At 72.2% G+C, this 13638-nt stretch carries 12 protein-coding genes; 8 read left to right on the forward strand and 4 right to left on the reverse strand.

All coding sequences use genetic code 11. The features are described from left to right. Position 1 precedes the first annotated feature (1 nt). Both RIC54_RS04950 and RIC54_RS04955 read left to right on the forward strand, forming a co-directional pair. Complete coding sequence (locus tag RIC54_RS04950) at positions 2–1000, forward strand: ABC transporter permease (RefSeq protein WP_350150661.1); 999 nt, start codon at positions 2–4, stop codon at positions 998–1000. Between the two features lie 25 nt (positions 1001–1025). Further along, positions 1026–2198, forward strand: a complete 1173-nt coding sequence (locus RIC54_RS04955) for an ABC transporter permease (protein WP_350150663.1) — start codon at positions 1026–1028, stop codon at positions 2196–2198. Positions 2199–2201: 3 nt separating this feature from the next. Here RIC54_RS04955 and RIC54_RS04960 read toward each other — a convergent pair whose 3' ends face one another. Both RIC54_RS04960 and RIC54_RS04965 read right to left on the reverse strand, forming a co-directional pair. Next, on the reverse strand, positions 2202–2606 hold the full coding sequence (locus tag RIC54_RS04960) for a type II toxin-antitoxin system VapC family toxin (protein WP_350150802.1): 405 nt from the start codon (positions 2604–2606) through the stop codon (positions 2202–2204). Between the two features lie 122 nt (positions 2607–2728). Next, complete coding sequence (locus RIC54_RS04965) at positions 2729–3808, reverse strand: class I SAM-dependent methyltransferase (protein WP_350150665.1); 1080 nt, start codon at positions 3806–3808, stop codon at positions 2729–2731. A gap of 146 nt (positions 3809–3954) precedes the next feature. Between RIC54_RS04965 and RIC54_RS04970 the strand changes: the two genes are divergently transcribed. Both RIC54_RS04970 and RIC54_RS04975 read left to right on the forward strand, forming a co-directional pair. Next, the gene (locus tag RIC54_RS04970) at positions 3955–5148 is read left to right on the forward strand and encodes a phosphoglycerate kinase (RefSeq protein WP_350150666.1); all 1194 of its coding nucleotides are present in this window, start codon (positions 3955–3957) and stop codon (positions 5146–5148) included. A 179-nt stretch (positions 5149–5327) separates the two neighbouring features. Next, positions 5328–6941 carry a phosphoenolpyruvate carboxykinase gene (locus RIC54_RS04975; protein ID WP_350150668.1) on the forward strand — a complete coding sequence of 538 codons (1614 nt, stop codon included), beginning with the start codon at positions 5328–5330 and terminating at the stop codon, positions 6939–6941. Positions 6942–6974: 33 nt separating this feature from the next. On the opposite strand, the gene RIC54_RS04980 is transcribed toward RIC54_RS04975, so the two are convergent. Then, positions 6975–7751: an Hpt domain-containing protein gene (locus RIC54_RS04980; RefSeq protein ID WP_350150670.1), complete on the reverse strand. Its 777-nt coding sequence runs from the start codon at positions 7749–7751 to the stop codon at positions 6975–6977. Between the two features lie 198 nt (positions 7752–7949). On the opposite strand from RIC54_RS04980, the gene ftsH reads away from it, so the two are divergent. The 4 genes from ftsH to RIC54_RS05000 are packed head-to-tail and all read left to right on the forward strand — an operon-like array spanning position 7950 to position 13047. Next, on the forward strand, positions 7950–9848 hold the full coding sequence (gene ftsH / locus RIC54_RS04985; protein WP_350150672.1) for an ATP-dependent zinc metalloprotease FtsH: 1899 nt from the start codon (positions 7950–7952) through the stop codon (positions 9846–9848). 19 nt (positions 9849–9867) lie between these two features. Continuing rightward, the gene (locus RIC54_RS04990) at positions 9868–10863 is read left to right on the forward strand and encodes a DnaJ C-terminal domain-containing protein (RefSeq protein ID WP_350150674.1); all 996 of its coding nucleotides are present in this window, start codon (positions 9868–9870) and stop codon (positions 10861–10863) included. Then, on the forward strand, positions 10856–11218 hold the full coding sequence (locus RIC54_RS04995; protein WP_350150676.1) for a chaperone modulator CbpM: 363 nt from the start codon (positions 10856–10858) through the stop codon (positions 11216–11218). Before RIC54_RS04990 ends, RIC54_RS04995 begins: the two co-directional genes overlap by 8 nt. Continuing rightward, on the forward strand, positions 11215–13047 hold the full coding sequence (locus tag RIC54_RS05000; RefSeq protein ID WP_350150678.1) for a PHA/PHB synthase family protein: 1833 nt from the start codon (positions 11215–11217) through the stop codon (positions 13045–13047). The genes RIC54_RS04995 and RIC54_RS05000 overlap by 4 nt, the downstream gene beginning before the upstream one ends. A 13-nt stretch (positions 13048–13060) precedes the next feature. Here the strand turns inward: RIC54_RS05000 and RIC54_RS05005 are convergent, their stop codons facing one another. Then, entirely contained in the window at positions 13061–13570 is a 510-nt protein-coding gene (locus RIC54_RS05005) for a phasin family protein (protein ID WP_350150680.1), read from the reverse strand. Between the last annotated feature and the right edge of the window lie 68 nt (positions 13571–13638).

Genomic DNA, 13638 nt, shown 5'->3' on the forward strand with positions numbered 1-13638 from the left:
CATGTTCGACTATCTGGTGCGACGGCTGCTGGTCATGGTGCCGACCCTGGTGGCGATCAGCATCATCACCTTCATCATCATCCAGCTGCCGCCCGGCGACTACCTGTCGACCCTGATCGCCGAGATGGAAAGCCAGGGCGAGAACGTCGACCTTGCCAAGATCGCGGCGCTGCGCGCCCAGTACGGCCTCGACCTGCCGATGTGGCAGCAATACGCGGTATGGGCCGGCGGCCTGCTGCGCGGCGACTTCGGCTACAGCTTCGAGTACCAGCTGCCGGTCTCCGACGTGGTCGGCGACCGGGTGCTGCTGACCGTGGTGCTGAACTTCGGCACCATCCTGTTCATCTACCTGGTGTCGTTTCCGATCGGCATCTACTCGGCGACCCACCAGTACAGCGTCGGCGACTACGGCCTGACCCTGGTCGGCTTCATCGGTCTGGCGACGCCGAACTTCCTGCTGGCGCTGGTGCTGCTGTACTTCGCCAATGTGTGGTTCGGCACCTCGATCGGCGGCCTGATGGACCCGTCCTACATCGACCAGCCCTGGACCTGGGGCAAGATCCTGTCGGTGCTCGAGCACCTGTGGGTGCCGGTGGTGGTGATCGGGACATCGGGGACCGCCGCGATGATCCGCCGGCTGCGCGCCAACCTGCTCGACGAGCTGCAGAAGCAGTATGTGGTCACCGCCCGGGCCAAGGGCCTGCCGCCGCTGCGGGCGCTGCTGAAATACCCGCTGCGGATGGCCTTGAACCCGTTCATCGCCGACATCGGCAACATGCTGCCGCAGGTGGTGTCGGGCTCGGCGGTGGTGGCGATGGTGCTGTCGTTGCCGACCACCGGGCCGATGCTGATCGGCGCGCTGCAGAGCCAGGACATGTATCTCGCCGGGTCGTTCCTGATGTTCCTGGCGGTGCTGACGGTGGTCGGGATGCTGCTGTCGGACCTGGCGCTGGCCTGGCTCGACCCGCGGATCCGGCTGGGCGGGGGGACGGCGCGATGAGGGGCCCGATGAAGGGGACGGCACGATGAGCGCCAGCGACGCGCCGCGTCCGCGGCCCCGCCATTTCGTCGACCGGGCGCCGTTCAACCCGGCGGCCGACGAGGCGCTGACGCCGCAGCAGGAACGCTACTACATGGCGTCGCAGTGGCGGATGATGTGGTGGAAGCTGCGCCGCCACCGCCTGGCCGTGATCTCCGGCGTGGTGCTGGCGGTGCTGTACGCCTCGGTGCTGATCTCCGAGCTGATCGCGCCCTACGCGCTGGCGACCCGCCACACCGAGCACATCTACGCCCCGCCGCAGGGCATCCACCTGTTCCACGAGGGCCGGTTCGTCGGGCCCTACGTGCTCGGCCTCGACTACACCCTCGACCTGCGCACCCTGAAGCGCACCTACGAGCCGAACCCGGAGAAGGTGCAGAAGCTGCGGTTCCTGTGCTCCGGCGACCCGTACCAGTTCTGGGGGCTGTTCGACGCCGACCTGCACCTGGTGTGCCCGGCCGAGGGCGGCACCCTGTTCCTGCTCGGCACCGACCGGCTGGGCCGCGACATGTTCTCGCGGATCGTCTTCGGCACCCGGATCTCGCTGACCGTCGGCCTGATCGGCATCATCGTCAGCTTCGTGCTGGGCATCGTGATCGGCGGCATCGCCGGCTACTACGGCGGCTGGATCGACGCCTCGATCCAGCGGGTCATCGAGATCATCCGGTCGTTCCCGGAACTGCCGCTGTGGATGGCGCTGTCGGCGGCGCTGCCGGTGACCTGGAGCCCGATCGTGATCTATTTCGGCATCACCCTGATCCTCGGGCTGCTGGACTGGACCGGGCTGGCGCGCGCCGTGCGCTCCAAGCTGCTGGCGCTGCGCGAGGAGGATTTCTGCGTGGCCGCCGAGCTGATGGGGGCGAAGCCGCGCCGCATCATCGGCCGCCACCTGCTGCCCAGCTTCATGAGCCACCTGATCGCCTCGGCCACCCTGACGATCCCCAGCATGATCCTGGGCGAGACCGCGCTCAGCTTCCTCGGCCTCGGCCTGCGGCCGCCGATCACCTCCTGGGGCGTGCTGCTGACCGAGGCGCAGAACATCAACGCGGTCGAGCTGTATCCCTGGATCATGACGCCGGTGATCCCGGTGATCGTGGTGGTGCTGGCCTTCAACTTCTTCGGCGACGGCCTGCGCGACGCGGCGGATCCGTATCGGTAGCGGTCACTCCCGGGCGTCGACGGTGCCGACATGGCCGGCAACGCCGTACGCCAGGATCGTGCGGTCCCCGGTCAGCAGCGGAAAGCCCTCGTGTCGTGCGGTCGCAATGATCATCCGGTCGGCCGGATCGCCTTGCGCGTCACCCGGCAATCGCACGCTGTCGACGCAGATCGCCGGCTCGAGCGGGACGACATGCACGCCGGGCAGGGACAGGACCTCGTCGATCCAGGCCGCCACGTCGCGACCGAGGGCCAGACGGCCACGCTGCACCAGCATGGCAATCTCCAAGGGCGTGATCGCGGCCACATGGAGCCCATCGGCGCGTATCGCCTGGTCGATCAGCGCGCGCGCCGAGCTGCCCAGCCGGCGGTCGTCCTGGACGGCCCAGACCAGGACGTGGGTGTCCACGACGATCAACGCTGAGCGTCCCATTCCTCCGGGCCGGCCGCCGGCGCGAACGGCTCGTCATAGCGCAGGACCGTGCCCTTCATGGCGCCGATGATCGATGGCCGCAACCTCCCGGCCGGCTCCTACGGCCGGTCGGCGACGATCACCTTCGAGAGATAGGCCAGCGCCGACCCCGACGGCACCAGTCCCGCCTCCGTCAGCAGGGCCCGCACGTCGGCCGCCACCCAGCCCGCGTAGTACGGCTCGTGGAAGTGCTCGGGGAAGCCGCGCAGCAGCGGGTCGAGCGCCGGCAGGTCGCCGAGCTGGATCGAGTCGACCACCACCAGCCGGCCGCCCGGCCGCAGCACCCGCGCCGCCTCGGCCAGCACCGCGGTCCGCGCCGCCGCCGGCAGCTCGTGCAGCAGGTAGACCGCGGTGACCAGGTCGACCGAGGCCGCGGGCAGCGGGATCGCCTCGGCGTTGGCCGCGTGCCAGGCCGCGCCGCGCCCGGCCAGCCGGGTTCGGGCGCGTTCGAGATAGGCGGTCGACAGGTCGAGGCCGTGCAGCGCCAGCGCCGGGAACGCCGCGGCGACCTGCGCCAGCATCGCCCCGGTGCCGGTGCCGAGATCGAGCAGCGTGGCGTCCTTGCGGCCGGACGCCGCCAGCCAGTCGGCGACCGGCGGCAGGGCCTGGCGGCGCATGGCGTCGGCCAGCCCGCCGAACAGGATCTCGACCTGGGTGTCGTACAGCGCCGCCGACTCCCCGCTCAGCCAGCCGTCGGACTGGTCGTGGAAGCTCTGCAGGTAGTAGTCCGGGTAGCCCCCCGCACCGTCCGGCGCCGCGGGCGCCGTCCCGACCGCCCCGCCGGCCCGCCGCCGGCGCCGGCGCAGGGCGACCCGCGGCAGGTCGCGCCAGTAGCGCGCCGCGTCGACCCCGGCCGCCAGCGGCCGCGGTAGCAGTTCGGCCGGCAGCGGATAGATGCCGGCCTGTACATTTGCCAGGTCGCGCGCGGCGAGCGCCAGCGCGCCACGGGTCAGCACCGCCTGGATGCGGGCCCCGACGATCCGGCCGCGCAGGCTGCGGCGCGGTCGCCGGCCGCCCTCGACCCGCTCGAGCCAGCGCCGGCTGGCGGCGTAGTGGCCGAGATACCAGCCGGAACGGAGCAGCTGGCCGGCGCCGTAGGCGGCGGCGAGGGCGAGCGGGCCGGGTGTCGGTCGGGTCATGGGAATAAGCGTGGGGGCGCCGCCGGTCGGATCAAGGGCAGCCACCCGGAGAAATGCCCATGCCGGACAGGTCCCCCGCCTCTTGCCCCCCGGGCGGCGCTGTGGCACATCCCGCCGACAATGCAGTGGCGTGGGGATGCGCGGCGATGGCGGCGTTCAAGACCCTGGATCAGGTGGATGTGGCCGGCCGGCGGGTGCTGGTGCGGCTCGACCTCAACGTTCCGATGAAGGACGGCCGGGTGACCGACGCGACCCGCATCGAGCGGGCGGCGCCGACGGTCCGCGAGCTGGCGGGCAAGGGCGCGAAGGTGATCGTCGCCTCGCATTACGGCCGGCCGAAGGGCAGGCGCGACCCGGAGATGTCCCTGTCCCCGCTGGTCGACCCGCTGTCGGCGGCGGTCGGCCGCAAGGTGGCGTTCGCCGCGGACTGCGTCGGGCCGGATGCCGAGGCGGTGGTCGACGGCCTGGCGGATGGCGGCGTGGCGCTGCTGGAGAACCTGCGCTTCCATGCCGGCGAGGAAGCCAACGACCCCGACTTCGCCGACGCCTTGGCGGCGCTGTGCGACCTCTACGTCGACGACGCGTTCTCGGCGTCGCATCGCGCCCACGCCTCGATCGACGGGGTGGCGCGGCGGCGCCCGGCCTATGCCGGCCGGCTGATGCAGGCCGAGCTCGAGGCCCTGAGCCGGGCGCTGGAATCGCCGGCGCGGCCGGTCGCGGCGGTGGTCGGCGGCGCCAAGGTGTCGACCAAGCTCGAGCTGCTCGGCAACCTGGTCGAGAAGGTCGACATCCTGGCGATCGGCGGCGGCATGGCCAACACCTTCCTGCACGCCCAGGGCGTCGAGATCGGCCGCTCGCTGGCCGAGCGCGACCTCGCCGACACCGCCCGGGCGATTCTGGCCAAGGCCGAGTCCCGCGGCTGCGAGATCCTGCTGGCGCTCGACGCCGTGGTCGCCGACACCCTGGCGGCCGGCGTGGCGACGGCGGTGGTCGGGGTCGACGCGGTGCCGGCCGACCGGATGATCCTGGACGTCGGCCCGGCGACGGTGGCGGCGATGGCGGAGCGCCTGGCGGCCTGCCGGACCCTGGTGTGGAACGGTCCGCTCGGCGCCTTCGAGACCGCGCCGTTCGACGCCGGCACCACGGCGCTCGCCAGGGCGGCGGCCGAGCTGACCGACCAGGGCCGGCTGCTGACCGTCGCCGGCGGCGGCGACACGGTGGCGGCGCTCGCCCATGCCGGCGTGCTCGAGCGGTTCTCCTACGTGTCGACCGCCGGCGGCGCCTTCCTGGAGTGGCTCGAGGGCAAGGAGCTGCCGGGCGTCGCGGTGCTGCGGGCCTGAGCGGGCCGCCGCCCGGGATTGCCATACCAGCCGCGGCCGAAGGTCGCAGGACCGCCAGGGGCGGAGACCCGGGGAACGCGCGGCGTCGTCCAACGTTGCGTTCCGGTTACAGGTCCCCTATCCAGGATGCTCATCATCCGGCCGGGCAAACACGGCCGATCGAGGGTGGAGGAAGCAGCGTGAATTTTGTCGGCGACACCAGGACCCGCGGCGGGCTCGAGGCCCATGGTCTGACCAACCTGAAATCGGTGCGTTGGAATCTCGGGCCGGCGGCGCTGTACGAGGACGCGATCCGGCGCGGCGAGGGCATCGTCACCGGCGGCGGCGCGCTGCTGGTCACCACCGGCGAACACACCGGGCGGTCGCCGAAGGACAAGTTCATCGTCGAGAGCGACGCCACCCGCGGCGCGGTCGACTGGGGCGCAATCAACCAGCCGATCAGCCGGGCGCAGTTCGACGCCATGCATGCGCGGGTGGCGGCCTATTACCAGGGTCGCGACGCCTATGTGCTGGACTGCTGGGCCGGCGCCGACCCGGCGTACCGGCTGCCGGTCCGGGTGGTGACGGAGACCGCCTGGCACAATCTGTTCGCCCGCAACATGTTCATCCGGCCGGAGCCGGCGGCCCTCGAGGGTTTCCAGCCGTCCTTCACGATCCTGCACGCGCCCGGCCTGATGGCGCGTGGCAAGGAGGACGGCGTCAACTCCGGCACCTTCATCCTGGTCGACTTCGACCGCCGGATCATCCTGATCGGCGGCAGCTGGTATGCCGGCGAGATCAAGAAGTCGATCTTCGGCGTGCTCAACTACCTGCTGCCGGAGCAGGGCGTGATGCCGATGCACTGCTCGGCCAATGTCGGCGACAAGGGCGACGTCGCGGTGTTCTTCGGCCTGTCCGGCACCGGCAAGACCACCCTGTCGGCCGACGGCACCCGCACCCTGATCGGCGACGACGAGCACGGCTGGTCGGACCACGGCATCTTCAACTTCGAGGGCGGCTGCTACGCCAAGGTGATCCGGCTGTCGGCCGAGGCCGAGCCGGAGATCTGGGCGGCCAGCCATCGCTTCGGCACGGTGCTGGAGAACGTGGTCCACGACCCGGTCACCCGCGCGCTGATGCTGGACGACGACGCGCTGACCGAGAACACCCGGTCCTGCTACCCGCTCGACTTCATCCCGAACACCTCGACCACCGGCGTCGCCGGCCATCCGGCCAACATCGTCATGCTGACCGCGGACGCCTTCGGGGTGCTGCCGCCGATCGCCAGGCTGACTCCCGAACAGGCGATGTACCACTTCCTGTCGGGCTACACCGCCCGGGTCGCCGGCACCGAGAAGGGCCTCGGCAAGGAGCCGCAGGCGACCTTCTCGACCTGCTTCGGCGCGCCGTTCATGCCGCGCCATCCGTCGGTCTACGGCGCCATGCTGCGCGACAAGATCGCCCGCCACGGCGCCACCTGCTGGCTGGTCAACACCGGCTGGTCGGGCGGCCGCGCCGGCAACGGCGGCGACCGCATGAAGATCGCCTACACCCGCGCCATGGTGCGGGCCGCCCTGGACGGCCGGCTGGCCGATGCGCCGGTGCGCGAGGACGGCCGTTTCGGCCTGCTGGTGCCGGAGGCCTGCCCGGACGTGCCGACCGCGGTGCTGCAGCCGCGCGGCGCCTGGGGCGACAAGCAGGCCTACGACACCACGGCCCGCGACCTGTGCGGCCGGTTCGAGGCGAACTTCAAGAAGTTCGAGCCGTTCGTCGACGACAGCGTGAAGGCCGCCGGGATCGTCCAGGCGGCGTGACCGGCGGTTCGGACGCGGGAAGCCGTCCGAGGATCAGGCGCCAGGCAGTTCCCCGGCCTCGGTCAGCACCCGGGCCAGGTCGTCGGCCAGGGTCTTGCCGAGCTTGACCACCGCCACGCCCTGCGGCAGGCCGGCCAGCTCCGGGTGACCGGCGTCGAACGAGGTCACCACCGCCACCGGCATCCGTGCGGTCGGGCGCACGGTGCGCAGCGCCCGCAGCAGGTCGATCCCGCCGAGCCCGTCGAGCACCGCCGAACTCAGCACCACGTCGGGCTGCTCGGCGACCGCGAAGCGCAGGGCCTCGAACGGGTCGGAGGCCAGCTGCGCCCGGTAGCCGCAGTTCGCCAGTTCGCGGGCCAGCATGTGCCCGAGGGTGCGGGCCCGGGTCACCACCAACGCGCGGCCGGGGCGGCCGACCACCGAGTCCGGGTCGAACTCGAAATATGACGGCAGCCCGCGCAGGATCGCGGCGGTGCGGTCGGGATCCGGGTTGCGGCCGCTCTCGACGATATCGAGCAGGGTGTCGGCGAATCCCTGAAGCTGGGCGACCGGCAGCGGATCGGCCTCGGCGCCCGCCTCCAGGTAGTCCTCGTAACGGTCGGCCACCAGCGAGATGGTCGGGAAGCCGTACATCTTGCCGGCGCCCTTGAGGTTGTGGATCTCGCGGGCGAGGTCCAGCAGCAGCGCGCGGCGATCCTTCGGGCGGGCCGTCAGGTCGGTCAGCGTGACCTGCATGCGGGCGAGCCGGTCGCCGGCGTCATCCAGGAACTCGCCGGTCAGCCGGGCGATGATATCGTCGGCGATCGCCATTCGGGCACCCTCCGCAAGCACTGCTTCCCCTTGCGCGAGGATGCGGAGAAGACAATGAACGGGCCGTTAACGCCGGGAGCGAGGTGCCGGCGCCGCCGGCTGGCGGCTGTTGACCCAGGTCAACGTGCCCGGCCTCCGGCACCCCTAAGGTCCGCGGGTCGGGAGGGATTCCGGATCACGACCGGGGAGTGACCTGCGGTGGAGCGACGCTGGATCTGGATTGCGCTGGTGGCGGCCGGGCTGCTGTTGCCGTTCTGGCTGGCGTCGCGGGTCGAGCGCGCGCCCGGCGAGGGTGCCGCGATCGCCTACTCGACCTTCAAGACCCTGGTCGACGAGGGCCGGGTCGAGAGCGTGACCATGCGCGGCGACGAGATCGCGGTGCAGCTGGACGCGCCGATGGAGGTCCGGCCCGGGGTCAGCTCGCCGTCGGTCAGCACCCGGATCCCGTCGACCGGCGACCCGGCGCTGCTGCCGGCGCTCGAGCAGCACGGCGTGGCCACCACCGCGCTGCCGGCGGACGGCGGCAACTGGCTGGTATCGATGCTGCCGTGGCTGCTGTTCATCGGCATCTACCTGTTCTTCTGGACCCGCTTCGCGCGCGCCGGCGGGCTCGGCGGCGGACTGGGGGGTGGACTGGGGAGCGGTGGCGTCGACGCCTTCCTCAAGGGCCGCGCCGGCAAGGAGGAGGTCCAGAGCAAGCCGGTCACCTTCGCGGACGTCGCCGGCCAGGACAACGCCAAGCGCGAGGTCGCCGAGCTGGTGGAGTTCCTGCGCGACCCCGAGCGCTACCGCAGGCTGGGCGCCGAGCCGCCGCGCGGCATCCTGCTGATGGGCCCGCCGGGAACCGGCAAGACCCTGCTGGCGCGGGCGCTGGCCGGCGAGGCCGGGGTGCCGTTCTTCAACATCTCGGCCTCCGAGTTCATCGAGATGTTCGTCGGGGTCGGCGCCAGCCGGGTCCGCAACATGTTCGACGAGGCCAAGAAGCGGGCGCCCGCGATCCTGTTCATCGACGAGCTGGACGCGATCGGCCGGGTGCGCGGCGCCGGCTTCGGCGGCGGCCACGACGAACGCGAGCAGACCCTCAACCAGATCTTGTCGGAGATGGACGGATTCGAGGGCCATGAGGCGGTGGTGGTGCTGGCCGCCACCAACCGGCCCGACGTGCTGGACCCGGCGCTGCTGCGGCCCGGCCGGTTCGACCGTCACGTCACCCTCGACCTGCCGGACAAGGACGCGCGCGAGGCGATCCTGCAGGTTCATGTCCGCAACAAGCCGATGGCCGACGATATCGACCTCGGCGTGATCGCCGCCGGCACCCCGGGCTTCTCGGGCGCCGACCTGAAGAACCTGGTGAACGAGGCGGCGATCGCCTGCGCCCGCGAGAACGGCGAGCAGGTCGCCATGCGGCATGTCGACGAGGCGCGCGACCGGGTGATGATGGGCATGGAGCGCAAGCTGACGATCCGGCCGGCGGAGAAGCACCGGCTGGCGGTCCACGAGGCCGGCCACACCGCGGTGGCGCACGCGCTGCCGAATGCCGACCCGATCTACAAGGTCACGATCATCCCGCGCGGCCGGGCGCTGGGCGGCACCCACATGATCCCGGAGGCCGAGCGCTACACCCAGTCGAGCGGTGAGCTGGCCGATCGGCTGGCGGTGCTGCTCGGCGGCCGGGCGGCGGAACAGGCGATGCTCGGCGACGTCAGCTCGGGGGCCGACGACGACATCCGCCAGGCCACCCGGCTGGCCCGGGCGATGGTGTCGCGCTGGGGCATGTCGGAACGGCTCGGTCCGGTCGACCTGCGGCAGAGCGACGAGCACCCTTTCCTCGGCCGCGAGATGGCGCAGCCGCGCGAGTTCAGCGACGGCACCGCCCACGAGGTCGACCTGGAAGTCCGGCGGATCCTGCAGGAGGCCGAGGCCCGGGCGGCCGCGGCGATCGCCGGCAACCGGACCGCGGTCGAGCGGTTGGTGTCCGAGCTGGAGCACCGGGAGACCCTCGACCGGGCGGCGGTGACGGCGTGCCTCGGCGAGCGGCGGCGGCCCGGCGCTGCGGCAGGCGAGGCGGGGGCCGACACCGCCAAGGCGGCAGAATGAAAGCGACGGCGTGACCGGCATGGCGAAGACACCCTACGAGGTCCTCGGCGTGGCGCCCGACGCCAGCCAGGACGATATCCGCAAGGCCTACCGCAAGCTGGCCAAGAAGCTGCACCCGGACCTGAATCCCGGCGATGCCGATGCCGAGGCGCGGTTCAAGGAAGTCGGCCAGGCCTACCGGGTCGTCGGCGACGAGGAGAGCCGCGGCCGCTTCGACCGCGGCGAGATCGACGCCACCGGCGCCGAGCAGCAGCCGCACCCGTTCTACCGGTCCCATGCCGGCGGGCCGGGTGGACGCGGGCACGACCATCCCTACCATTCGACCCGCGGCTTCGAGGACTTCGAGGACCTCGGCGACGTGTTCTCCGAGCTGTTCCGCCAGCAGGCCGCGCGTGGCGGTCCCCAGGGCGGTCCCCAGGGCGGTCCCCGGGGCGGCCCCCGGGGCGGCGGCCGGCACGGGTTCCATGCCCGCGGCGGCGACCTGCGCTACCGCCTGGAGGTCGATTTCATGGACGCCGCCCGCGGCGGCCGGGCCCGGGTGACCATGGCCGACGGCCGCACCCTCGACGTGACCATCCCGGTCGGCGCCCATGACGGCATGACCCTGCGGCTGGCCGGCCATGGCGGGCCGGGCTTCGGCGACGGGCCGCCCGGCGACGCCCTGATCGAGCTCGCGGTGCGGGCCCATCCGGTGTTCCGCCGCGACGGCGACGACATCCACCTGGAGCTGCCGATCACCCTCGACGAGGCGGTGCTGGGCGGCAAGGTGCCGGTTCCGACGATTCATGGCCCGGTGACGGTGACGGTGCCGAAGGGCTCCAGTTCCGGCCGGGTTCTCCGGCTCCGGGGCAAGGGCGTGCGGGCCGGCCGCGACCACGGCGACCAGCTGGTGGCCCTGAGGATCGTGCTGCCGGCGACGGTCGACCCCGAGCTCGAGCGGATCGTCACCGAATGGCGGGCCGGCCATGCCTACGATCCGCGCGCCGGCCTGATGAAGGAGGCCGGCCATGCTTGACGTCACCGCGGTGGTCGCGCGCGTGCGCGGCCTGTCGGAGGAGCGCCTGCTGCTGTGGGTCGACGAGGGGCTGGTGTGCCCGGATGTCCGGCAGGGCGGGCTGGTGTTCGCCGAGGTCGACGTCGCCCGGCTGCGGCTGCTGGTGACCCTGGAGGCCGAGCTCGGGGTCGAGCCCGACACCGTGCCGGTGGTGGTCGACCTGCTCGACCAGATTCACGGGCTGCGCCGGGCCCTGCGCACCCTCGGCGAGGCGGTGGCGCGGCAGCCTGAGCCGGTCCGTGCCGAAATCCGTGCCGCCGTCACCGCGCTGCGGGATGCCGACAGCCCGGACGCCGGCGGGGAGCAGGAGCGATGACCGCGACCCCGATCGGCCGGCCGGCGCCGGCCAACGACCAGCGGTCCGCCGCCGCGCTGCCGACGGTCGACAGCGTGGATCCGCCGGAGCCCTTGTGGGGCGGCCTCGGGGGCGAGGCGATCGACCGCCAGGTGCACGCCTCGATCGCCCGGCTGACCATGGGGCTGTCGCCGGCGTCGCTGGCCGAGGCGTTCGGCGACTGGGCGATCCACCTGGCGATCTCGCCGGGCAAGCAGGCGCAGCTGGTCCAGAAGGCGGTGCGCAAGGCGGTGCGGCTGTGGCTGCACGCCTGCGAATGCGCGGCGACCGGCGCCGCCGCCGGGCCCTGCATCGCGCCGCTGCCGCAGGACCGCCGGTTCGTCGGCGCGCCGTGGCAGGCGGCGCCCTACAGCATGATCTACCAGTCATTCCTGCTGACCCAGCAGTGGTGGCACAACGCCACCACCGGCATCCCCGGGGTGTCGCGGCATCACGAGGCGGTGGTGTCGTTCGTGGCCCGCCAGCTGCTCGACGTGATGTCGCCGTCGAACTTCCTGGCCAGCAACCCGGAGCTGCAGGCCGCCACCCTGCGCGAGGGCGGCGCCAACCTGCGGCGCGGCGCCGCCAACCTGCTGGCCGACTGGGAGCGGACGATGGCCGGCCGGCCGCCGGTCGGCACCGAGGCGTTCCGGCCGGGTGAGACCGTGGCGACGACCCCCGGCAAGGTGGTGTGGCGCAACGAACTGATCGAGCTGATCCGCTACGCGCCGTCGACCGAGGCGGTGCATCCCGAGCCGGTGCTGATCGTGCCGGCCTGGATCATGAAGTACTACATCCTGGACCTGTCGCCGGAGAACTCGCTGGTGCGCTGGCTGGTCGGCCGGGGCCACACCGTGTTCATGATCTCCTGGCGCAACCCGGGGCCCGAGCAGCGCAACCTCGGGATGGAGGACTACCGTCGGCTCGGGGTGATGGCGGCGCTCGACGCGGTCGAGCGGGCGATGCCGGGCCGCAGGGTGCACGCCGCCGGCTACTGCCTGGGCGGGACGCTGCTGTCGATCGCGGCGGCGGCGATGGCGCGCGACGGCGACGACCGGCTGGCCTCGCTGACCCTGCTGGCCGCCCAGGTCGACTTCACCGAGGCCGGCGAGCTGACCCTGTTCATCGACGAGAGCCAGGTCCGCTTCCTCGAGGACATGATGTGGGAGCAGGGCTATCTCGACACCAGGCAGATGGCCGGGGCGTTCCAGCTGCTGCGCTCGAACGACCTGATCTGGTCGCGCATGGTGCGCGACTACCTGCTCGGCGAGCGCGAGCCGGTCACCGACCTGATGGCGTGGAACGCCGACGCCACCCGCATGCCGTACCGGATGCACTCGGAGTACCTGCGCGGGCTGTTCCTGGACAACGACCTGGCCGAGGGCCGGTTCATGGTCGATGGCCGCGCGGTCAGCCTGGCCGACATCCGGCTGCCGGTGTTCGCGGTCGGCACCGAGCGCGACCACGTCGCGCCCTGGCGGTCGGTCTACAAGATCACCACCCATCCGGCCGCCGAGGTGACCTTCCTGCTGACCTCGGGCGGCCACAATGCCGGGATCGTCAGCGAGCCGGGGCATCCGCACCGGCACTATCGGGTCTCGACCAAGGCGCCGGGCGACGTGTTCGTCGACCCGGCGACCTGGGAGGCGGCGACGCCGGTGGCGGAAGGCTCCTGGTGGCCGGAGTGGCAGGCCTGGCTGGCCGCCCGCTCGGGGACACCGGTGGCGGCGGAACCGATCGCCGCGGCATCCGCCGGCCGGGCGCGCGCGGTGCTGCCGGACGCGCCGGGCAGCTACGTCCTGCAGCCCTGACGCGGGACGGCGCTCAGGCCGCCGGCTTGCGTTCCGGCTTGCCCTGCTGGCCGGGGGCTTCGGGTGCCCCGGTCTCGAAGGCCCCGGTCTCGAGGGCCGACCCGGCCAGCATCTCGCCGAAGCCCGAGCAGGCGTACTGCACCTCGGCGGCGATCTCCGACAGCCGGCCGGCCTCCTCGGTGTAGTCCTCGACGGTCCGGCGGGCGGCGTCGGCGCAGACCTGCCAGGCGTCCTCCGGGGACCGGCAGGCCAGCAACTGCCGCTGGCGGTCCAGGTCCTCCTCGAGCCGGCGGATCACGAACCGGCTGGTCTCCTGCTGCAGCTTGCCGACCCCTTCCAGGACCGCGCGGTTGAACTGCATCCAGGCCTGGACAGCGTGCTCCCGGCCCTGGTCGACGCTGTCCGTCTGAGGCGTGAAGGCGTTCGCGAACGGGTTGCCGGCGAACAGATTGGCGGCGAACGGGTTGGCAGTCGGGCCGAACGGCGACGGCCCGGTCGGGTTTCCGGCGGTTTGCTTGGTCATGGCACTCTCCCGGTTGAGGCGGTGTCCGACCCCCGCTCCGACACGCCGTATGTCGCAGCTTGGCGGTC

Origin of the sequence: Thalassobaculum sp. (assembly GCF_040219215.1) — a bacterium.
Taxonomy (GTDB): domain Bacteria; phylum Pseudomonadota; class Alphaproteobacteria; order Thalassobaculales; family Thalassobaculaceae; genus Thalassobaculum_A.